Origin of the sequence: Corynebacterium ulceribovis DSM 45146 (assembly GCF_000372445.1) — a bacterium.
GTDB classification, from domain to species: domain Bacteria; phylum Actinomycetota; class Actinomycetes; order Mycobacteriales; family Mycobacteriaceae; genus Corynebacterium; species Corynebacterium ulceribovis.
This window is the reverse complement of record NZ_AQUY01000001.1, coordinates 768178-789983: the sequence shown is the minus strand read 5'-3', so window position 1 is coordinate 789983 and position 21806 is coordinate 768178. Positions and strand designations below refer to the sequence as shown.

The window sequence follows — 21806 nt, the reverse complement described above, 5'->3', positions numbered from 1 at the left end:
GCGATGAAGCGCCGCTAGCTCGCGGCGTTGCCAGGGAGCTTGCGCTTGACAACTTTTCCGGCGTCATTGCGCGGCAGTTCGCTCACCCAGACGACGTGGTCTGGAATATTGTGCTGCGCGAGGTTCTGTGCCACCGCGTCTTTGATGTCCTGGTCTGTCAAAGCGGCTCCGGCTGGGGAGCTTTCCCGGACCACATACGCGGTCAGTACGGCCATCAGTTGGCCGCCTTGGTCACCTGAGACGTGGACGTCTTCCACACCGGGCAGTGTGCCGAGCACATCTTCAGCTTCCCGTGGGTAGCAGTTTTCGCCACCGCGGATGACCATGTCATCCGAGCGGCCATGGACGTAGAGGTAGCCTTCGGTATCGAAGTGGCCGAGGTCGCCGGTAGAGAGCAAACCTTGGTTCACCACTGGGGTATCTCGGTCGCTGATGTAGCCAGAGAACGTCAGGTTCGAGGCGGAGTGAATGATGCCAGTCTGACCGACTGGGACTTCCTGGCCGTTTTCATCCAGCACTTTAACCCGGGTGCCCATCGTTGGTTTGCCCACGGTCAAAGGGTTCACGGCGGTTTCGGGGCCGGTTGCGATAGCCACTTGGTTGTTTTCGGTGGAGCCATAGAAGTTGCACACCACTGGACCAAAGTGTTCGGTAAGTTCTTCGCACAGGTGCACCGGCAGGATGTTTCCAGCGGCAACCACAAAGTCGATATCTTTTTTGGTGTAGCCACGGCGGTCCATTTCCGCGACCTGTTCCTTCAAGAAAATAGCGGCGGAAACAATTGCATCCACGTTGTACTGTTGCAGGTCATCGACTGACTGCACGGCATCAAAGTAGCGACGCAAAATGATGGTCGACCGAGTCGACAATGCAAGGTTGACATTCAGCAAACCCCAGCCGTGGAATAGCGACGCTGTCAGCTGCAATGTCTTATTTGGCCCCCAAGGCACGCGGTCAATAATGCCACCGAGCACACGTGGGGTCCGTGGCGTCCGAATAGTCACGCCCTTGGGCATGCCGGTAGTGCCAGACGACATCACAATCATCGGCAGCGCCTTCGGACGCTTCGGCAAATCGACAGGTGCATGTTCGTCAATAAGCGATTGCAGCGAAACTTCCTGCGGACCGGAAGGATTACCAAAACCAATGATGCGGATGGTGCTGTCATCGGTGTGGATGTCTTGGGCGAACTCTTCGTCGGCAACCAGGACCGCCGGCGGGTTCTCCTTCAGCAGTGCGGTCAGCTGGGCGCCGGACGAATACGGGTTCAGCACCACCATCTGGGTGCCAAGGTAACCGCACACGACCTGTGGGTACATAATGCCGCGGCTATTGCGCGCCACGATCGCAATCTGGTCCCCGGGCTTGACGCCGCGGGCCGCCAGCGCGCAGGCAAAAGCTTTCACGTCATCGCGCAGTTCGCGATAGGTGCGGGTGCCAATATCGTCGATAAGCGCTAGGCGATTCGGGGAGACGATGGTGCCCATCTCCGCCATCATCGCCTGGGACATACCAAGCTCGAGCATCTTCAGCGCGATTTTTGGGGTGGTAACTGGGCTCAGCGGTGGCAACACACCGCGCGATAGCAGCTTCGGCAGGGATTGACCCAGGTGGAGGAGCTTATGCCACAGCGGCAAATTCGTAGGTGCAGGACGCCCAGACATCAATCTCTAACTTTCACGGTGTCGGTATGGCCAGCAGGTGACCAAAGAACTTTCTTACGCAAAACAATAGTGTGTCAGAGGACATAGCCGAAACTGACACGCATTGCAGACTACTCCTGCTTACTCGCGCTGCGCCGCAGCCTCGGCCTCTTTACCTTCAGCAATCTCCGTAGCGGAGAAATCATTAAACAGCAGCACCACAACCACCAACGCAGCAGTCAGACCCGCGCAGAGCAACAACGAGCCAGTGTAGCCCGCGGACAAAGCCTCCACTTCCACTGCTGACATCGCTGTCCGATCCAGCTGCGCATACGCCTCCCCCAGCTTGCCGCGCGTAATGGCCTCTGCGATACCGGACGCCGCAGCCAGACCCAACGGCCCGCCCAGTGTCTGCGCCACCAAACTCGTCGCCGTCAACGGACCAACATCTTCCGGTGCGACACCGGCGACCACCGATAGGGTCAGCGGGATCAGCACCAGCCCGATGGCAATACCGATGGCAAGCACCAGCACAAAAATGGTTGGGAAGTACTGGGCCTGTGGTGTGAGCTTCGACGAGAAAATGAAGCTGACAATTAGCAGCAGCCCACCGATGGTGACGATGACGCGAGGTGGCCGCTTCAGCGCCAAGTGGCCAGCCAACCCAGAACCAATCCCCATGGCGAAGGCAAACGGGATAAATGCCAACCCTGCTTTCAGCGGACCGTAACCCAGAACGTCCTGCACGAAGAACGCCACTTGCACCGTCATAGGCATCATCAACGCGCCGACCATCAAAATGCCAAAGAACGTTGCGGCGCGTGCTGGTCGGGAGAACATCGACAGCGGCATCACTGCCCCGCTGCGGCCGCGCTGCGAAATGAAAAACGCCACCAGCAGCACGACACCGGTCACTGTTGGGATAAGGGTTTCTGGACGCGTCCAGCCAGCGCCACCAGCCGTCAGGCCATACACCAGCAGGGTGGATGCCCCAGTAGCAAGCACCGCACCGGTAACATCCAGCGGAATTCGCCGCTCGGCTGGGAATACGCTGAGCGATGCCATCCCGCCGATGATGATGGCCAAACCAATCGGCACATTAATCAGGAAAATCCAGCGCCACGACGCCTCAGTCAGCGCCCCGCCAAGCACCAGCCCGAGCACCGAGCCTAAGCCCGTCATCATCGCGAACACCGAAAACGCCTGGTTGCGGGTTTTACCAGGCGCAAACGTTACCACAATCAGAGCCATCGCCGTCGGCGATGCCAACGCAGCCCCCAGTCCCTGCACTGCCCGGGCCACCAACAACAACCACGGGCCGCTGGCTAGCCCCGCCACTAGCGACGCAACGGTGAAAATACCGGTCCCGACGAGGAACATTCTCCGTCGCCCATAAGCGTCGCCAAGCCTTCCGCCGAGCAGCAACAACCCACCGTAAGCCAAGGCGTACCCAGTGATGACCCAGCTGCGGAGCGAATCAGATAGGCCGAGTTCGGTTTGGATACGCGGCAGCGCTAGGTTCACCACGGTGCCGTCGAGCACCACCATTAGTTGCAGGCCCGCTAGGACAAGCAGCGGGATACCCCAGGCGGACCCGTGCACGGGATAGCGGCTGATTTCCTGCGGAGCTTTCGTCATAAGGCTCGAGCCTACCTGCCTGGTGATGTATCACTAGTTTCATCACTCACTTTGAGCTGGTAGCCGATACGCTATAGCCATGTCATCTGTTGCGCCTCTGACGGGTCTACAGGCCCATCACCAGCTGGTTACCCACCTTGGCCCTATGGTCGCGGAACTTTTCCTGCCCGAACCACGCCGCACTGTCGATGTGCGAACGGTAGCTTCGACGCCGCTGTGGCGCGCACTGGACCTTTGCGAAATCAAAACCGCCCGCCGCACCGACCCAGCCGTGACGGACACTGATGTTGACCGTGCCACCGCTGCCCTAACCCAGGCGGTCATCGCCGAGGCGACTGAGGGTTGGCAGCGCTGTCTGGTGAACGGCGAAATTCCAGAAACTGAACTCCGGAAAATGATGCTCGGAGCCTTCAAATGGCTGGTCTACGCACCCGAACCAGTAGTCCTGCCCGCCGGCAACGACCTCGAACTCATTGTGGACACCGTCGCACCGCAGATGGCGGCGCAACAATTCCTCCACGAAGCCCTTGCGCTGTGTCGCTTCGTCGAGTCTAAACAGATGGGCCGCTGGCAAACTTACATCCGGGTCCTTGTCGACAGCATTGTGCAGGCCGACCGCACCGGCAAAATGTTGCGGTGTTTCACTGGGCTTATTGACGGACCGGCCGTGCGCGGGAAGATTACCTTCAAGCTCAAGCACACCGAGTTCACCGTCGGAAGTGAATTCAGTGCGACCCGTTCCGTCACCAAAGTGCCATATTTGGCGCTGGTGAATGTGTCGGTGGACGCTCGGGAATTTCTGCACCCAGAAGACTGGCTGCGGGTGGGACTGGCGCATGCTGGCTATGCGGCGCGGGTTCGGGCGGCCAATAGTCCGGTGCGGTTTGCTCCGCCGATTACCGCGCTGGATGTGAAAACGGCGACGCAATGGGTGGCCCATTCTGGGCTGACTCCGCGCGGGATGCACGCGGCAGCTGCGGTGTGTCGCACCGGTGATATGTCGGTGCCGGAGAAACTGCGGATTGCCCACCGTGCGTCGGTGACGCTTATTCCTGGGGCGCAGCGGGCAGTGCCCGAGGGTATTGTGCCGGACACCATCGGTATGGATGCCGTGCGCGCCAACGTCGTGGCCAATGTGCTCAAACGCCACGGGCAGGACAAGGTACATGCCATCCGCACTGTGGTGGAAGCAGAAGCAGTTCGCCGGTGGCGGGATGCTGCCGGAAGTATCGATGAAAAGAACTACCGCCAGCTAGCTGATGAATATCATCAGCTGCTGGCGGAATTCTTGGATGTTGCGCTGGCAGATGCGGAGATTTCCGCGATGCTCTGCCAGCCGTGGCAACTTGTCGAGCGGTACAGCTAGCTGGGCGCTACTTCCTGCTGGAGATTAACGCTCCAGCTTCAGCACTGCCTGGGACTCGTCCCAAACCTGCTGGTACAGGTCAGCGTCGTCAGCCAGGGTGATGCCGTAGGAAGGAATCAGTTCCTTCAGCTTAGGTGCCCACTCGCCCATCTTCGCGCCGAAGCAACGCTCAATCAGATCGATCATGACGGCTGGGGCAATGGAAGCGCCTGGGGATGCGCCGAGCAGGCCGGCGATGGTGCCGTCAGCGTGGTTAACCACTGCGGTACCGAATTCCAGGGTGCCACCCTTCCAGTTGTGGGTTGGGCGGATAACCTGAACGCGCTGGCCAGCGGCGATCAGTTCCCAGTCCTTGCCGTCAACGTTCGGGATGTACTCGCGCAGGGATTCCACGCGCGCTTCGAAGTCCTTGAGCACCTCGGTGATGAGGTACTTGGTCAGACCCATTTCCTGCAGGCCCACACCGATGTAGGAAGGCAGGTTGTTCAGGCGAATGGACTTGAACATGTCGGTCCAAGAGCCCTGCTTGAGGAACTTCGAGTTCCAGCCAGCGTATGGGCCAAACAGCAGGCCCTTCTTGCCGTCGATGATGCGGGTGTCCAGGTGTGGCACCGACATTGGTGGGGTGCCGACAGTGGCCTTGCCGTATACCTTCGCGCTGTGCTTTTCAATCAGGTCGTCGTTGGTGCATCGCAGCCACTGGCCGGATACTGGGAAGCCAGCAAAGCCGCGAATCTCTGGGATGCCCGCCTTCTGCAGCAGTGGCAGTGCGGCACCACCGGCGCCGACGAATACGAAGTTCGCACGGTAGACGCTCTGGTCACCAGTGTGGATGTTCTTAACAGTTACCTTCCACTTCGCGCCGTCACGCTTAATGTCCTTAACCTCGTGGCCGTAGAAGATGTCCGCGCCCTTCTTCGACAGCGCGTCCAGGTACTGCTTGGCCAGAGCACCGAAGTTCACGTCGGTACCGTTCGGGTTACGGATAGCGGACACTGGCAGCGCGTCGAAGTCACGGCCTTCGCTCATCAGCGGCAGGTACTCTGCAAAGCGGTCGTTGTCTTCAATCAGTTCCTGGCCGTGGAACAGTGGGTGTGCTTCCAGCGCTTCGTAGCGCTTACGCATGAACTCCATCTGCTCGTGGCCCTGTGCGAAGGTGGTGTGGTCCACTGCGTTGATGAATTCGGATGGGTCGCCGAGGGTGCCGGCAGAGACCAGCGAGGTCCACAGCTGGCGGGAAACCTGGAACTGCTCGTTGATTCGCTTCGCCTTGGAGATGTCTACCTTGCCGTTCTTGTACGGGGTGTAGTTCAACTCGCACAGTGCGGAGTGGCCGGTACCGGCGTTGTTCCATGGGGAGGAAGACTCTTGGGCCGGGGTGTCCAAGCGCTCGAAGTAGACCTGGGACCAGCTTGGCTCTAGCTCTTTGAGCAAGATGCCGAGGGTGGCACTCATTACACCTGCGCCAATGAAGAGAACATCGACGTCGTTACTGCCTTGAGCTGAAACCTTCGAATCTGACACGGCTGAAATCATCCTTAATTAGGTTAAGTTGGTTCGGCGAAATCTCGGCGCAGGGGTAACGGGCAGTTAACCCTGATTCCTAGATATGTTACTTCGCCCACCTTTGCTCTACGCATAAAGGGGCGGAACGCATCCACTTTTAACCATACGCCGATCTCGTGTTTACCCACTATTTGCTTTCCCCTTTTCCACTGCAGGGCAGGGGTTTGGGTAGGTAGGTACGGTATAGATGTGACGAATAACGCGGTTACCCCCGAATGGGCTGAAGACATACTTGGCCCCGATTTCCAGCAGACCACTTTGCCCCTCGGTATTGACCCCGAAGGAGAGGGCGACATCTTCGCTACCCTCGTGCGCTACAGCCCGACCACGGCTGCTGACCTTTCCGGTCAACCAGCTATTTTGTGGGTGCACGGCCTGAGCGACTACTTCTTCCAGCGCCACGTTGCCGAGCATTTCGCAGATCAAGGATTTGCGTTCTATGCCCTCGACCTACGCAAGTGTGGGCGCTCACATCGCGATGACCAAACTCGCCATCAAGTCACAGATCTTCAGCTCTACGACCACGAGCTCAACCTCGCTTTAGATTTAATTCGCAGTGAACACAACAGTGTGGTTGTTTTTGCGCACTCCACTGGCGGCCTACTTGCGCCACTGTGGTTGCACCGCCTCGCTGCTTCGAAGGGCCCAGCCAAAGAACGCCACTCCGCCGTTGCCGGTCTTGTGCTCAATTCTCCATGGCTTGGGATGGGCAATGTCCGTGGCATGACCGGCGCTATGCTGGCGCCGCTGGTCCGAATCGTCAATAAGCTCATGCCGAAGGCCATCCTGCCTGCCCCGCCGTTTACTGCCTACGGTGAGTCCATCCATAACTCGGCCTCCGGCGAGTGGCACTTTGACCTCGACCTGAAGCCAATGCTCGGATTCCCGATGCGTTTCGACTGGATGGCCGCGGTCATTCGGGCACAGGCGCTTCTGCATTCCGGCATTGATACACAGGTGCCGACGCTGGTGCTGCGCTCCTCCGAGTCATATTTCGCGAAAGAGTACTCACCGGCGGCAGACAGTGCCGATGTGATTCTAGATGTGCAGGACATGGAAAAATGGGGTCCGACTTTGAGTGCGGATGCGAAAGTCGAAGTCATTCCGGGTGCCCGGCATGATGTGTTTTTGTCCAAGCCGCATGCATTGGCGGCAGCATATGCCGTGACCGATAAGTTCCTAGCTGAATTGGATGTGAAGTAATTCAATGACCAAGCATTATGACTTGATCATTATTGGCGCCGGTACGGGTAACTCCATTCCGCAGCCGCAGTTTGATGACAAGCGCATTGCCATCGTCGAAAAGGCGAAGTTTGGTGGCACCTGCATGAATGCCGGCTGTATCCCAACCAAGATGCTGGTGCATGCCGCCGACCAAGCATATTCGGCAGTGCATTCTTCCAAACTCGGCATTGATGCCACGCTCAATGGTGTGGATTGGCCAGCAATTCAACAGCGTATCTTTGCTGACCGCATTGATTTGATTGCGGAAGGCGGCGAGAAGTATCGCCGGGAAGACTGCGACAATATTGATGTCTATAGCCACGCCGCTACTTTTGTTGGCCCGCGCACCATTAAAACTGGCGACGGCGATAGCGAAGTCACCATTAGCGCCGACCAGGTACTGATTGCCGCTGGCGCCCGACCACACATCCCAGAGGCGATTGAAAAGTCCGGGGTGCCGTACCACACCAGCGACAATGTGATGCGTATTCCGGCATTGCCACGACGCATGGTGATTATTGGTGGCGGTTATATTGCCACCGAGTTTGCGCACGTGTTCTCTAGCTTTGGTGTGCAGGTCACAGTGCTAGTGCGCTCCGAGGCGATGCTGCGCGAGCTCGATGCGGACGTGACGCAAGCGTTTTCGGAGATTGCGGCGAACCAATGGGACGTGCGGTTCAACACTGAAGTCACCGCCGCAGAAAGCCACGACGACGGCACGATGACTTTAACCCTCACCGATGGAAGCACATTGCTTTGTGACGAATTGTTGGTGTCCACAGGGCGTACCCCAAATGGGGATCAACTTAATCTTTCTGCCGCAGGCATTGACATGGACGGCTCACACATTGCCGTCGATGAATACGGCCGCACGTCTGCTGAAGGTGTCTGGGCACTTGGCGATGTGTCTTCCCCATTTGAATTGAAGCATGTGGCTAATGCAGAAGGCCGCGCGGTTTTCCATAACTTGCTGAACCCAGATGATTTGCAGCCGATGCCGCATAAGTTTGTCCCGGCGGCAGTGTTTACGCATCCGCAGATTGCTGCAGTCGGGTTAACTGAGCAGGCGGCAATTGATGCCGGACACGACATCACCGTGAAGGTTCAGAAATACGGTGATATTGCTTATGGCTGGGCGATGGAAGATACCACTGGTTTTTGCAAGGTTATTGCGGACCGGAAGACCGGCAAGCTGCTCGGCGCTCATATTATGGGTCCGGAAGCATCGAGTTTGATTCAAACGTTTATCACGATGCTGTCCTTTGATATGGATTGCCGTGAAGTGGCCACTGAGCAGTACTGGATTCACCCGGCGCTGCCTGAATTGGTCGAAAATGCGCTTCTCGGTTTGGAGTTTTAAATGAATGATTTGTGGGCAAAGGCCGACGCTTTTATGGAACAGGCCGATGGTTATGACCCGGCAAATGCGCCGCGGCCAACCGACTCTTTGGGCCGACCACTGCGTGTGGCTCCGTCGCACCCATTGGACCAGGCAGCTGAGCTGATGGAGCTCATTGACCAGTTGGAAATGGACGGGCGTTTCGATGAAGACGCGCCGAACCGCTCGCTGCGGTGGGCTCGTTGGCACCAGCTGTCGGCCGAGCGGCAGATCTCTGCGGGGTTCCCGGGCCGGGCAACGGACCACTTGGAGCTATGCGCAGGTCTCTACGCCAATGAAGGCCACCCGCAGCTGGGTGCACAGCTGTACAACCAGGCTGCGGAGCTCTACCGCAGTTTTGACGACCAGGACCGCGCCCGCACCGCGATGCTCAAGGCTCTCGATCTCGAGGGTTAGACCCAGAACGCTTCGCCTTCGCCTGGCACCGTCAGGATTTCGTAGCCAGTATCCGTGACCAACACCGTGTGTTCGAACTGCGCGGTGTACTTGTGGTCATTGTTCAGCACGGTCCAGCCATCATCCCATGTGTGGTACGGCAGCTCACCGATGTTGATCATCGGCTCAACCGTCAACGTCATGCCTGGTTCCAAGATGGTGTCATTGGATGGCTCGTCGTAGTGCAGCACCGCCAAACCATTGTGGAAGGTCGGACCGACACCGTGGCCAGTGAAGTCACGGACGACGTTGTAGCCAAACCGCTTGGCGTAGGACTCGATCACGCGGCCGATGACGTTGACTTCGCGGCCCGGCTTAATCGCTTTAATACCACGCATCGTCGCGTTGTAAGTGCGTTCTACCAGCAGCTTGTGCTCTTCGGATACTTCCCCAGCCAAGTAGGTGGCATTAGTGTCGCCGTGGACTCCGCCGATGTATGCGGTGACGTCAATATTGCAGATGTCGCCGTCTTGAATAACGGTGGTATCCGGAATGCCGTGGCAGACCACTTCATTCAGGCTAGTGCAGCAGGACTTGGTGAAGTCGCGGTAGCCCAAAGTTGATGGGTACGCGCCGTTGTCGCAGAGAAACTCGTGGACCACCCGGTCGACTTCGTCAGTGGTGACACCAGGAGCGACCGTCTTACCGCCCTCGATAAGGGCTTCCGCGGCAATCCGGGATGCGGTACGCATTGCTTCAATGACTTCTGGGGTTTGCACAAACGGCTCCCCCATCGCTTCCTGGACGTCGTCCTTCCAGGCATACTCGGGGCGTTCAATATGCTCCGGGACGGTACGAATTGGGGTTGGTTTTCCAGGCTTCAATGGTCCACGTGTCATACCGCTACCCTAATACTTCCCTGGTTTACTGCGTTGGCTGCCCCTCAGTTGTGCCGTCACCAGTACCGTCACCATCAAGGATGCCGAAGAAGCGGTCGGTTACGGCCACGGCATGTTCCGACCCGCCGCCCAGCACAATCAGAGTGGTAAACGCTAGGTCCCCACGGTAGCCGGTGAACCATGCATGCGAGCCGCCGTTAACTTCGGCTTCACCAGTCTTTGCGTACACTTCCCCGCGGCCAGCAATTGCGCCGCCGGTACCGCCGGTGACCACAGCGCGCATCATATTCCGCACTTCAGCTAGCTGCTTCGGGTCCAATGCGGCCGGTTGCCGGTCAACTTCAGTTTTCTGCCCAGAGACCAGCACGGGGGTTGGTAGCTTTCCAGCTGCTACAGCCGAGGACACCATGGTCATGCCGAATGGGCTGGCTAGGTCCAAACCCTGACCGTAACCAGCATCAATAAGCTCCGCGGCGGTACCTTCGGTCGCAACATTGCCGGTAATGGTGTTGAACCCCGGAATCTTATAGTCCAAGCCAAGGCCCAGTTCCGCTGCAGTTTCGGCCAGTTCTCCGTCCTTGAGTTTGTAGGCGATGTCGGCGAAGGTGGTGTTGCAGGAACGGGCGAAGGCGGACTGCAGTGGGATATTGCCGCCGCCTTGGCCGTTGTAGTTGGTGACAACGCGCGGCCCAACTTCCATGGTGCCGGGGCACGGCACGATGGAGCCATTATTGAGCTTTTGGTATTTCACGCCAGCCAGGGCCGTAATAATCTTAAACACCGACCCGGGAGGGAACTGTCCAGACATGGCGAGGTCGCCGCGCTTATCGGCTTTCTCAGTCTGCGCCATCGCCAAGATTTCGCCGGTCGACGGACGCATCGCCACCATCATCACTTCTGCATCTTTGCGGCTATCGACCGCAGCCTGCGCAGCGTCTTGAACCTTCTTCGAGATAGACACATCAATCTTCGGGCGCTCTTCCGCGGCGGTGAACGTCAATGTCGACATGACCGCACCGTCAGCATTCGCGGCCACGACTTGCCAGCCATTGGCACCAGTCAGGTCCTCCGAAATTACCGATTCAATCCGGTTCATCAAGTCCGGTGCGAAACTCGGATCCGGCCGGATCATAGAAGCTTCATCGTTCAAGCTGACCGCAGGCAGCTCCTCCAAGGATTCACGCAGCCGCTCAGCATGTGCGGTCGACAGCATGGTCACGGAAAAGTTTCCGGTCATGCCGCGCACTTCTTCCACCTGGCTGTTGGTGACCACCTTCGGGATGGTTTTGTCGGTCACTCGCGCGGCGTCCAAAATCTGCCCAATATCCCGGACACTTTCACTCGCTGCCGGGTCCGATGCATCAACAAGCACTCTGTGGGCGGTCCCTGGCTGCAACAGCGCCGAACCATCTGACCCTACGACGGTGGTGCGGGTAGCTGGCACCGACCGCAGTTCCATATGCTGACCGCTGCCAAGTTCAGGGTGCAGAGCCGTCGGGGTCCAGCGGATGTCCCAATCTTTGCTGCCTTTAGACAGGCGAACTGTCGACGTATATTTCCATCGCCGTTCCCCCGGCAGATCCCAGTCGTAGGTCACCGTGGCGGTGGAGGCGTCACCGTTGGCAACAATATCGTCAATGCTCCACGCCAATCCCTCAGCTTGCAGACCAGACAGGGTCGCACTGATCTGAGGTTCGGCGTTACGGGAGTTATCGGTGTGTTCCGCGGCGACGGTCGAGTTACGTTCCGCCAGCGCCCCAAGGAACACTTCCAATTCGTGCGCCCCCGTGTTCGGGCGCGGTGTGCATGCGGTCAGCAGAGTTGACCCCATGAGGGCGGCCAGGGCAGCGCAAGACACACGACGAAGACTCATGTGGTCAAGGTAGCACCCTGGCCTGCTAATTCTATGGAACAGACACTTCCGGCGCGCCGCCAGATTCGCCCATTTCCTCGGCAATTCGTGCAGCTTCTTCCACCAGGGTTTCCACGATTTGCGACTCCGGCACCGTCTTAATAACCTTGCCCTTCACAAAAATCTGGCCCTTACCGTTACCGGAAGCCACACCGAGGTCGGCGTCGCGAGCCTCGCCTGGACCGTTGACGACACAGCCCATCACAGCGACACGCAGCGGGGCATCCAAACCGTCCAACGCGGCGGTGACTTCTTCCGCCAGCTTGTACACATCGACCTGGGCGCGGCCACACGATGGGCAGGACACGATGTCCAGCTTGCGTGGGCGCAGGTTCAGCGACTGCAGAATCATATCGCCAACCTTGACTTCCTCAATCGGCGGCGCCGACAAGGAAACGCGGATGGTGTCGCCGATGCCCTGGGACAGCAGCGCACCGAAAGCCACCGACGACTTCACTGTGCCCTGGAAAGCTGGGCCTGCTTCAGTCACGCCGAGGTGCAGTGGGTAGTCACACTTTTCCGACAGCTGACGGTAGGCCTGCACCATGGTTACTGGATCCGAGTGCTTGACCGAGATGGCAATATCGCCGAAGCCGTGTTCTTCAAACAGGCTGGCTTCCCACAGCGCGGACTCAACGAGTGCTTCTGGGGTGGCTTTACCGTATTTTTCCAGCAGTCGCTTATCCAGCGAACCACCGTTGACACCGATCCGAATCGGAATGCCAGCATCGCCAGCGGCCTTCGCCACTTCCTTGACGCGGCCGTCGAACTCCTTGATGTTGCCTGGGTTGACGCGGACCGCCGCACAGCCGGCATCAATCGCGGCGAAAATGTATCGCGGCTGGAAGTGAATGTCGGCGATGACCGGCAGTTGCGACTTCTTGGCAATAATTGGCAGCGCATCGGCATCTTCTTGGCGTGGGCATGCCACGCGCACAATGTCACAGCCGGCAGCGGTCAGCTCAGCGATCTGCTGCAGGGTGGCGTTGATGTCGTGAGTTTTGGTGTTGGTCATCGACTGCACCGAAATTGGGTGGTCGCCGCCAACGCCAACGTTTCCAACCATCAGTGGGCGTGTTGTGCGCCGCGGAGCCAGGATTGGTGCTGGTTCTGCGGGCAGTCCAAGGTTGACTGTCATAGGTAAAGGTCCTTTCCAAAAACAGTCTGGTTTAAAACAGTCTGATGGGGTTCACCACATCGGCGATGATGGTCACTGCTCCCAAACCGATAAGCAGCGCTGCCATCGCGAAGGTGATTGGCATCAGTCGATTGTAGTCCGCTGGGCCTGCTGGGGCTAAGCCGCGTCGTTTCCGCACTGCATCGCGCACACGTTCGTAGAGCACAACTGCCACATGTCCGCCGTCCAGCGGTGGCAGCGGAATCAGGTTGAAGGCCGCTAGGAAGAAGTTCAGGTTCACCAGCATGAGCAGGAAACCTTGCCACATCGACCGTTCCACCAGTTCGCCGCCGAGCAGCGACGCACCGACCACCGACATTGGCGAGTCTTGTGCGCGTTCCGCACCGAAAATAGCCGCCACTACCCCAGGAATTTTCGCGGGCAGGCTAGCCAGGGCTTGGAAGGTAGCGCTAATCATGTCCCCGGCGAACTTCAGTGTGCCCGGCACAGCAGTCAGCGCGTTATATTCCAACAAGGCAGTATCGGGCTGGTGCGAGACACCGATGGCCGCTATTTCTACGTCTTCGCCTGCGGTGTTAACGCGTTGCACTCGCTCGACGGGGACGGTCACCTCAGTGATGTCTTTGCTCTCGGCGTCGCGCTGCACACCTAGGCGCACCGAGTCGCCGTCTGTTTGCGAAATCAGCGTCGCTACCTCGGCAAAGCTGGTTGTTTTAGTGCCATCGACGCTGCGGATAATATCACCAGGTTTAATCCCCGCTGCGGCTGCCGGCCCGTCACCGCTGCATTGTGCCAAGGTGCCATCTTTGCTTTGCGACGTTGCGACACACGTCGTTTTCGACACTATCGGGGTGAGATCTGGTGAGGTATTCGGCAAGCCCCATGCCACTGCCACACCATAGGCAATGACAAGGCCCAGCAGGATGTTCATGCCTATGCCGCCTAGGAGCACAGCAATCCGCTGCCACCATGGACGGCGCCACATCGCGTGTGGCGCCTCGTCTTCGGTGACTGGGTCTTCAGCGGTCATACCTGCGATATCGCAGAAACCACCCAGCGGAATGGCCTTGAGGCCATATTCAGTTTCGTTGCCGAGTTTGTTGCCCTTGGTGGACTTGAAGGAAAACAGTGTCGGGCCGAAGCCAATGAAGTAGCGGCGCACCTGCATGCCGGACCATTTGGCGACGGTCAAGTGGCCCCATTCATGCAGGGCAATAGTAATTGCGATGCCAACTGCGAAGAGGGCAACGCCAGCTAAGTAACTCACGGCGTGCACATTACCCGAATGCCGTTAGCTAGCGCTTCGCCATCACTTCATGTGCTCGAGCGCGCGCCCACCGTTCGCACGCGACCACATCTTCGAGACCAGCAGGGGTGTACGACCACTGGTTTGCGTCATTAAGCACCTCGGCGACGGTATCGACAATGCCGGGGAAGGACAGCTGTCCGGCAAGAAACTTTTCGGCGGCTTCTTCATTGGCGGCGTTGTAGACCGCGCCAAGCATGCCGCCGCCAGCAACGCAGTCGCGGGCGAGCTGCACAGCTGGGAAGGTGTCATTGTCTAATGGCAGGAATTCCCAAGTCTGCGCGGTAGTCCAATCCAGCTGCGGGCAAGCACCTGCGACCCGGTCTGGCCAGCCGAGAGCCAGCGCAATTGGCAGAGTCATCGATGGTGGCGAGGCCTGCGCGATGGTGGCGCCATCGGTGAACGTGACCATGGAATGCACAATCGACTGAGGGTGCACGGTGACATCAATGCGCTCGGACGGAATCCCAAATAGCAGCGCAGCCTCGATGAGCTCTAGGCCCTTGTTGACCAGAGTCGCGGAGTTCAGTGTGTTCATCTGCCCCATCGACCACGTTGGGTGTGCGGCAGCTTGGGTTGGGGTTGCTGCCTCCAGCTGCTGGCGGTTCCACCCACGGAACGGGCCACCAGAGCAAGTCAGCACCAGGCGGTCAACCTCAGCGGCACTACCCGACCGCAGACACTGCGCCATCGCAGAATGTTCCGAGTCCACTGGCACAATCTGCCCCGGCTGCGCGATGCGCATGACCAGCTCACCGCCGGCGACCAACGATTCTTTATTCGCCAGTGCCAGCCGTTTGCCGGTTTCTAAGGTGGCCAGTGTGACCCCGAGGCCTAAGGAGCCAACTAAAGCGTTGAGCACGATCGGTGCGGCGGAGTGGCGGACGAGTTCTTCGGCTGCGTCTACCCCGACCAGTACCCCACTAATCCCGGCGAGCTCTTCGACGGCTTTCGCGGCTTCGGGGTTAGCGATTGCGACTTGGCTACCGGTGAGCCCAAACTGGCGGATTTGCTGCGCGATCAGCTGAGGATTGCTGCCACCTGCGGCGATACCGGCGACCGTGAAGTCGTCGGGGTTTGCGGAAATTACTTCGATGGCTTGGGTACCGATGGAACCGGTGCTTCCGAGCAGCAAAATAGAGGTAGTCACAGTCCTATTGTTACACCCCGCGGCGCGCCGACTACACCCGCGGCTACCGCTGTTCCTGAGAATGTGCCAAAATACTTACAAATCATTCATGTGTTTAACGGAGGAAGCAGTGGCCGCAAGCAAGCACACTATCGAACCGGAAGTTCATAACGGCGTGTCCACCCTGGACGAGCCTTCGGCTGCCTGGGGCTGGCACGACATTGGTAAGCGCCCAACCCAGATTGCAGGCTGGCTGACCGTGTTCGCGCTGCTGGGCCTGAACTTCGGTAACCACGAAGGCCACGTTGAAACCGTGTTCCTTCTGGTCATCGCTGGCCTGATTGCTATTGGCCTGCTCATCAACCTGTTCGAGCCTAAGGGCAACCAGGTTCGCACCGTGACTGCCCACAACAAGCCAGTCGGCCACATTGAACCAGAGTGGGCTATTGACCAGCAGAACCGCACCGGCGCATACGCTGGCCTGACTGAGTCGCAGCAGCGTTCGTGGAACTGGCAGCCAGTGGTTGCTCCAGTTGAGCCAGAAGCAGCTGAGCTGACCAAGTAAGCGCACACGCCACACGGCATATGCCTTGGCTAGTTCAAGAAGGTCTGTCCCTTTCGGGGCAGGCCTTTCTTGCATGCCGGAATGAGACCCCCACCTGTCTGAGGTCCCAGATACACTGACCTAAGTGACCAACAACGACGCCACCCCAACTACTCCGCAGCCCGCCACCCCTGGGCCTCATCCGCGTGATCAAGTAACTAGCCGCGCTGTCACTGTGTGGGCAGTTGCGGTGTTTTTCTACCTCATTGCCATTGTGGGCCGCACCAGTTTAGGTGTTGCCGGTGTCGAAGCGATGGACCGGTTTGCTATTGACGCTTCCCGCCTCGCGGTATTTACTTCCGTGCAGCTCGGAGTGTACGCCCTGGCACAAATCCCAGTAGGTTTGGCCGTGGACCGCTTTGGCCCCCGGAAAACCATGATTGTGGGCGCCATCATCATGGCCGTTGGGCAAGTCACTTTGGCGCTTACTGCGTCCTATCCGATTGCTATTGTCGCCCGTGTCCTCATCGGCGCTGGTGACGCTACCGCTTTCCTCTCAGTGATGCGGATGATCCCGGCATGGTTCCCACTCAAGCTCACACCTGTCTTTGCGCAGCTGACCGCAGGTATCGGTACCGTTGGCCAATTAGTCTCCGCACTACCGTTCCTCATCTTGCTGCATGCGAGCAACTGGACCACCGCCTTCCTCTCCATCGGAGCAATTGGCGTGCTCACTGCGCTGTTGGGTTGGCTCGCGTTGCAGGACACACCAGAAGAACCCCGACGTCGCAAAGCCCAATCGGCAACCACCACAATGCCGAAACCTACCGCCCTGCCTCTTGGCACCTCCCTGCAACTGGCCGTCGCACATCCGGCGACATGGACCGGCTTTTTCGCGCACTTCATCGGGCTGCAGCATATGTGTATCTTCGTGCTGCTGTGGGGGATGCCGCTGATGACGCTCGGCCAAGGGCTTACGCCGAATCAGGCCAGTAGCGTGCTGGTGCTCAATGCCATCGGAATGATTGTGTTCAGCCCCGTGGTCGGCATGTTGTCGGCGCGTTTCGGGCTGAACCGGTGGATGCTGGTCATTACAGCCACCCTGCTGCTTGCGGGCAGCTTCATTGGTTTCTTCCTGCAAGCTAGCCCGCGCAGCTTCACGGCGGTCGCGGTGCTCAGCGTGATTTTGGCGATGTTCACGCCTTTTGCCAATGTCGGCTTCGACACCGTTCGCGAACATATTGACCGGCAAGTGCTTGCCACGGGTACCGGTGTGGCGAATATGGGTGGGTTCGTCTCGTCGATGGTGGCGTCGCAGGCCTTTGGTGTGCTGTTGGACCACTCAGCGCACGGCGCTGGTTACGCGTGGGCTGATTTCCGCTTCGCGTGGATTGGCGTGGCGTCGGTGTGGGCGTTCGGCGTGGTCGGCTATGTGGTGTCGCGGCTGCGGCTGCACCGGTATCTGCGCAGGCAGCAGCCGACCGAACTGGCCTAAATGGCCGGGCCGTTTAGTTGGCTGGGGACGTTTAGTTGGCTGGCGCTTCTGCCCCGCCAGCCTTAGCCTCATCGCTGACGCCCTCGGCTGCCAGCTGACCACAAGCCGCCGCGATTTCCTGACCGCGAGTGTCACGAACGGTACATGGCACCCCCTGCGCGCGCACCCGTTCCACGAACTCATCCTGCACATGCTTCGGGGACGCATCCCACTTCGACCCCGGCGTCGGGTTCAGCGGAATCAGGTTCACATGCACCAGCGAGCCCAGGTAGCTGTGCAGTTTGCGGCCGAGCAGGTCCGCACGCCACGGCTGGTCATTCATATCGCGAATCAGCGCGTACTCAATCGACACGCGGCGACCGGTCTTGTCGGCGTAGTAGCGCGCAGCCTCCAGCACTTCCGCCACCGAATACCGAGTGTTCATCGGCACGAGCTCATTGCGCAGCTCATCATCCGGGGTGTGCAGCGACACTGCCAGACGGCAGTGCAGGCCTTCGTCGGCCAGCATCCGAATCTGCGGCGCGAGCCCGACGGTGGACACGGTGATGTTGCGCTGGGAAATACCGAAACCGGCTGGCGGTTCATCACAAATACGGTGCACCGCGGCAACGACACGCTTGTAGTTGGCCAGCGGTTCACCCATTCCCATGAAGACAATGTTGGATAGGCGGCCCGGCCCACCGGACACTTCCCCATCGCGCAGCGCCTTCGCCGCGTCGCGAACCTGGTCAACAATCTCGGCGGTGGACAGGTTGCGGTCCAGACCAAGTTGGCCAGTCGCGCAGAATGGACACGCCATACCGCAACCTGCCTGCGAGGAAATGCACAGCGTATTGCGATCTGGGTAACGCATAAGGACTGATTCCAGCAAAGTGCCGTCAGTGGCACGCCACAGGGTTTTGCGGGTGGTACCGGAGTCAGTTTCGATGTGGCTGACCGGAGTGAGCAGCCGTGGGAATAGCTTCTCTGCAACCAGGTCGCGCTTGCTTGCTGGCAGGTCGGTCATCGAATCAGTGTCGGCGTCGAGGCGCGCGAAGTAGTGCCGGGAGATTTGGTCGGCACGGAAAGCCGGCAGGCCAAGGTCTTTCACTGCTTCTTTGCGTTGGTCAACGTCAAAGTCAGCCAGGTGTTTGACTGGCATTTTGCGGCGTGGTTTACCTGGAACAAGAGGAAGCTGGGTGCTCATGATGCTTCCAGTGTGCCACGACCGTCGTTGATTAGGGAAAATGTAGCGGTACTTGCGGTTTTGCCGTTCAATGGAAGGTATGAATACCGACAGCCGTAGCAATGAGCGTTTTGACGAATGGGCCGACAACGATGTTCCGCGGGTCGAGCCCGACCCGCACCCTGGAGTGCCGAGCAACGTGCAGGCAGAGCCACGTGCTGTCTCGGAGCAATCCGACGTGGCAGCGCCGGAGGTTGAATCGGAACCTGCAACCTATCCGCATACTGACCCGCAGCTGCTGGAAAAAGGGCAGCGCTCGGTGGCAGCATCGACGTGGGCCGCCCTGATTATCGGGTCCCTGCTGCTGATCCTGCTGCTGGTGTTTGTCGCGCAAAATACCCATGATGTGGCTCTGCATGTTGCAGGCTATGACTTCTCATTCCCGCTGGGCGTCGGCATTTTGCTGGCTGCTGTCGTTGGCGCATTGATTATGGCTTTGGTCGGTGGCCTGCGAATGTTTGAGCTCAGTCGGAAACTGAAAAAGACCCGCCGCGCATTGCAGCAGGTCGAATCAGGACATTAGGTTAGCGCTAGTGGCGGCCAATCCGTCACCAAGCTATACCGGCAGAGCCAAGTTCTCCGTTGCGGCTGACAGCACCACCCAGGTGACCATTGCGGATGGCAACATGCCATCTAAGCGGTCCATCATGCCGCCATGTCCTGGCAACAAGTTGGACATGTCTTTGATACCAAGGTCGCGTTTGACTTGGCTTTCGACCAAGTCGCCGAGAACAGCGCAGGCCACCAGCAGCGCGCCAAGTAGTGCGCCCCACAGGAAGTGGCGGTCGAGCATCAGCCACATGCACAGCGCCCCGGTGACAACACCGCCGACCAAGGAGCCGGCGAAGCCCTCCCAAGATTTCTTTGGGCTGACGGCAGGTGCCATCGGGTGTTTGCCAAACATGACACCGGCAGCAAAACCGAAGACATCTGAAGCAACCACGCACAACATGAATGTGATGATGTACAGCGCGCCGGCGTTGACGCCGAATCCGGCGGCGCCTTCGGTGTCGATGTGGGAAATCATCGCGGCGAAGGAGCCGAACAGCGGGATCCAGGTCAGGACGAACAGGGATACTGACATATCCCGGAGGTAATTACGCGGCGCCGTGGTCGCGCCGTGGTGGAATAGCCGCCAAATCATCACAGCCAGAACGGATGTGACGTAGCCGGAGACCAATCCTACGGTGCCGAACGGCCAAGACAACCACAACATCAGCTGGCCGCCGACGATCATGGTCCACGTCGGAACGATGTAGCCGCTATCGCGCAGCCGAGCTGCAACTTCCCAGGTCGCCAGAGCTACTGCTGCGGCGACGAGCGGGTACCAGCCGTGTGGGATGACAAAAACGCACAGCAGCACCAAGGCACCGAGGCCGGCACCAGTAGCAATTGCTTGTGGCATATTCCGCCCCGCAGAGTTGCGGGGTTTCAGGATTGGGGTGTGCCGAGCGCTCTCGGCAGCTCCGGTCGGTTCAGACACTGTGGCCTAGACCTCCATCAATTCAGCTTCCTTGCGCTCGACGAGGGAGTCGACCTCCCCGACGTAGCGGGCGGTCACTTTATCCAGTTCCTTTTCCGCTGCCTGTACTTCGTCTTCGCCGGCCTCGCCATCCTTCTGAATCTTCTTCAGCTCATCCATGCCCTTACGGCGGATGTTGCGGATAGCAATCTTGGCGTCTTCGCCCTTGGAACGCGCAACCTTAGTCATGTCGCGGCGGCGCTCTTCGGTCAGCTGTGGGATGGTCACCCGCAGCACGTGGCCGTCGTTGGTTGGGTTAACGCCTAGGTCCGAGTTACGGATGGCGTTTTCGATTTCGCCCATCATGGACTGCTCGTAAGGCTTGATCAGCAGCATGCGTGCTTCCGGCACGGTGATGGTGGACATCTGGGTGATTGGCGTTGGTGCGCCGTAGTATTCCGCCATCACGCCGTTGAACATGGCTGGGTTTGCGCGGCCGGTACGAATGGTGGTCAGGTCTTCGCGGGCGTGCTCTACCGAGTTGGTCATGCGCTCTTCGCAGTCGAGCAAGACATCATCAATCATGAGGGTTCTTCCGTTGGTTGTGTTGAATGAGTGGTTAGGACAGCGTGCCGAGCGCCAAATGCGCACCAGCAGCTAACTTATCAGGACTGCACCAAAGTACCGATGCGTTCACCAGCGACCGCGCGGGCAATGTTGCCTTCGGTCAGCAGGTTGAACACCAGAATCGGCATATTGTTGTCCATGCAGAGCGAGAATGCGGTGGCATCGGCAACCCGCAGACCCTGTTCGATCACTTCCCGTGGAGTGATTTCGTGGAACAGCTCTGCATCCGCGTTCACGCGTGGGTCGTCGGAGTAGACACCGTCGACGGCCTTGGCCATCAGGAGCACTTCGCAGTCGATTTCCAGTGCGCGCTGTGCGGCAGTGGTATCCGTCGAAAAGTACGGCATGCCCATACCGGCACCGAAGATGACAACACGGCCCTTTTCCAAGTGACGCTTCGCGCGCAGTGGCAGGTATGGTTCTGCGACTTGAGTCATCTGGATGGCGGTCTGCACCCGAGTTTCGACGCCTTGCTGTTCCAGGAAGTCTTGCAGTGCCAGGCAGTTCATCACGGTGCCGAGCATGCCCATGTAGTCCGAGCGTGGGCGGTCCATGCCGCGCTGTTGCAATTCTGCGCCGCGGAAGAAGTTGCCGCCGCCTATGACGACACAGACTTCGACGCCGTTACGGGCAACGTCCGCGATCTGCCGAGCAACGTTCTCCACGACGTCGGGATCCACACCTACTTTGCCGCCGCCGAACATTTCGCCGCCCAGTTTGAGCATGACGCGCTTGTAGCCGGTGCGTTCTAGGCTTTCGGAGGATTCCGACATTTCCGCAGTCATATCTGCAGTACCTTCCCGTTATTGTGTTTGGAAAATTGCTCTTCAGGAAGTTTACCTGAAGGCAGGAAAAAAC

At 58.9% G+C, this 21806-nt stretch carries 19 protein-coding genes; 7 read left to right on the top strand and 12 right to left on the bottom strand.

Going from position 1 to position 21806, the window contains the following annotated elements; translation table 11 throughout:
* Positions 1 to 14: 14 nt before the first annotated feature.
* Both A3EC_RS0103635 and A3EC_RS0103630 read right to left on the bottom strand, forming a co-directional pair.
* A complete protein-coding gene (locus tag A3EC_RS0103635) occupies positions 15 to 1664 on the bottom strand; it encodes an AMP-binding protein (RefSeq protein WP_018023810.1) in 1650 nt (549 codons plus the stop codon).
* A gap of 120 nt (positions 1665 to 1784) precedes the next feature.
* Positions 1785 to 3281: an MFS transporter gene (locus A3EC_RS0103630; protein WP_018023809.1), complete on the bottom strand. Its 1497-nt coding sequence runs from the start codon at positions 3279 to 3281 to the stop codon at positions 1785 to 1787.
* A gap of 79 nt (positions 3282 to 3360) precedes the next feature.
* Here A3EC_RS0103630 and A3EC_RS0103625 point away from each other — a divergent pair, with 79 nt between their 5' ends.
* Complete coding sequence (locus tag A3EC_RS0103625; RefSeq protein WP_156812812.1) at positions 3361 to 4647, top strand: hypothetical protein; 1287 nt, start codon at positions 3361 to 3363, stop codon at positions 4645 to 4647.
* Between the two features lie 24 nt (positions 4648 to 4671).
* Here the strand turns inward: A3EC_RS0103625 and mqo are convergent, their stop codons facing one another.
* Positions 4672 to 6171: a malate dehydrogenase (quinone) gene (gene mqo / locus A3EC_RS0103620; protein WP_018023807.1), complete on the bottom strand. Its 1500-nt coding sequence runs from the start codon at positions 6169 to 6171 to the stop codon at positions 4672 to 4674.
* 231 nt (positions 6172 to 6402) lie between these two features.
* Between mqo and A3EC_RS0103615 the strand changes: the two genes are divergently transcribed.
* The 3 genes from A3EC_RS0103615 to A3EC_RS0103605 are packed head-to-tail and all read left to right on the top strand — an operon-like array spanning position 6403 to position 9232.
* The gene (locus A3EC_RS0103615; protein WP_018023806.1) at positions 6403 to 7416 is read left to right on the top strand and encodes an alpha/beta hydrolase; all 1014 of its coding nucleotides are present in this window, start codon (positions 6403 to 6405) and stop codon (positions 7414 to 7416) included.
* A gap of 4 nt (positions 7417 to 7420) precedes the next feature.
* The gene (gene mtr / locus A3EC_RS0103610) at positions 7421 to 8797 is read left to right on the top strand and encodes a mycothione reductase (protein WP_018023805.1); all 1377 of its coding nucleotides are present in this window, start codon (positions 7421 to 7423) and stop codon (positions 8795 to 8797) included.
* Positions 8798 to 9232, top strand: coding sequence for a hypothetical protein (locus A3EC_RS0103605; protein ID WP_018023804.1), 435 nt, complete (start codon positions 8798 to 8800; stop codon positions 9230 to 9232).
* On the opposite strand, the gene map is transcribed toward A3EC_RS0103605, so the two are convergent.
* From map to dxr, 5 genes are read right to left on the bottom strand one after another with little or no spacing between them, the layout of a single operon-like run.
* On the bottom strand, positions 9229 to 10110 hold the full coding sequence (gene map / locus A3EC_RS0103600; protein ID WP_018023803.1) for a type I methionyl aminopeptidase: 882 nt from the start codon (positions 10108 to 10110) through the stop codon (positions 9229 to 9231). The genes A3EC_RS0103605 and map overlap by 4 nt on opposite strands.
* Positions 10111 to 10135: 25 nt before the next feature.
* On the bottom strand, positions 10136 to 11983 hold the full coding sequence (locus tag A3EC_RS11255) for a penicillin-binding transpeptidase domain-containing protein (RefSeq protein WP_156812811.1): 1848 nt from the start codon (positions 11981 to 11983) through the stop codon (positions 10136 to 10138).
* A gap of 31 nt (positions 11984 to 12014) precedes the next feature.
* Positions 12015 to 13160: a flavodoxin-dependent (E)-4-hydroxy-3-methylbut-2-enyl-diphosphate synthase gene (gene ispG, locus A3EC_RS0103590; protein ID WP_018023801.1), complete on the bottom strand. Its 1146-nt coding sequence runs from the start codon at positions 13158 to 13160 to the stop codon at positions 12015 to 12017.
* Between the two features lie 31 nt (positions 13161 to 13191).
* Entirely contained in the window at positions 13192 to 14427 is a 1236-nt protein-coding gene (locus A3EC_RS0103585) for a M50 family metallopeptidase (RefSeq protein WP_026162162.1), read from the bottom strand.
* A gap of 28 nt (positions 14428 to 14455) precedes the next feature.
* On the bottom strand, positions 14456 to 15616 hold the full coding sequence (dxr, locus tag A3EC_RS0103580) for a 1-deoxy-D-xylulose-5-phosphate reductoisomerase (protein WP_018023799.1): 1161 nt from the start codon (positions 15614 to 15616) through the stop codon (positions 14456 to 14458).
* Positions 15617 to 15725: 109 nt separating this feature from the next.
* Here dxr and A3EC_RS0103575 point away from each other — a divergent pair, with 109 nt between their 5' ends.
* Both A3EC_RS0103575 and A3EC_RS0103570 read left to right on the top strand, forming a co-directional pair.
* Positions 15726 to 16160 (top strand): DUF2631 domain-containing protein, encoded by a 435-nt coding sequence (locus A3EC_RS0103575; protein ID WP_018023798.1) that lies wholly within the window; start codon positions 15726 to 15728, stop codon positions 16158 to 16160.
* A gap of 124 nt (positions 16161 to 16284) precedes the next feature.
* Positions 16285 to 17634, top strand: coding sequence for an MFS transporter (locus tag A3EC_RS0103570; RefSeq protein ID WP_026162160.1), 1350 nt, complete (start codon positions 16285 to 16287; stop codon positions 17632 to 17634).
* A gap of 31 nt (positions 17635 to 17665) precedes the next feature.
* Here A3EC_RS0103570 and rlmN read toward each other — a convergent pair whose 3' ends face one another.
* Positions 17666 to 18820 (bottom strand): dual-specificity RNA methyltransferase RlmN, encoded by a 1155-nt coding sequence (rlmN, locus tag A3EC_RS0103565; protein ID WP_018023796.1) that lies wholly within the window; start codon positions 18818 to 18820, stop codon positions 17666 to 17668.
* Between the two features lie 79 nt (positions 18821 to 18899).
* Here rlmN and A3EC_RS12695 point away from each other — a divergent pair, with 79 nt between their 5' ends.
* A complete protein-coding gene (locus A3EC_RS12695) occupies positions 18900 to 19382 on the top strand; it encodes a LapA family protein (protein ID WP_018023795.1) in 483 nt (160 codons plus the stop codon).
* Positions 19383 to 19415: 33 nt separating this feature from the next.
* Here A3EC_RS12695 and A3EC_RS0103555 read toward each other — a convergent pair whose 3' ends face one another.
* The 3 genes from A3EC_RS0103555 to pyrH form a co-directional block, all read right to left on the bottom strand.
* Positions 19416 to 20264, bottom strand: coding sequence for a phosphatidate cytidylyltransferase (locus A3EC_RS0103555; protein ID WP_018023794.1), 849 nt, complete (start codon positions 20262 to 20264; stop codon positions 19416 to 19418).
* An 84-nt stretch (positions 20265 to 20348) separates the two neighbouring features.
* The gene (frr, locus tag A3EC_RS0103550; RefSeq protein ID WP_018023793.1) at positions 20349 to 20906 is read right to left on the bottom strand and encodes a ribosome recycling factor; all 558 of its coding nucleotides are present in this window, start codon (positions 20904 to 20906) and stop codon (positions 20349 to 20351) included.
* Between the two features lie 80 nt (positions 20907 to 20986).
* Entirely contained in the window at positions 20987 to 21721 is a 735-nt protein-coding gene (pyrH, locus tag A3EC_RS0103545) for a UMP kinase (RefSeq protein ID WP_026162157.1), read from the bottom strand.
* Between the last annotated feature and the right edge of the window lie 85 nt (positions 21722 to 21806).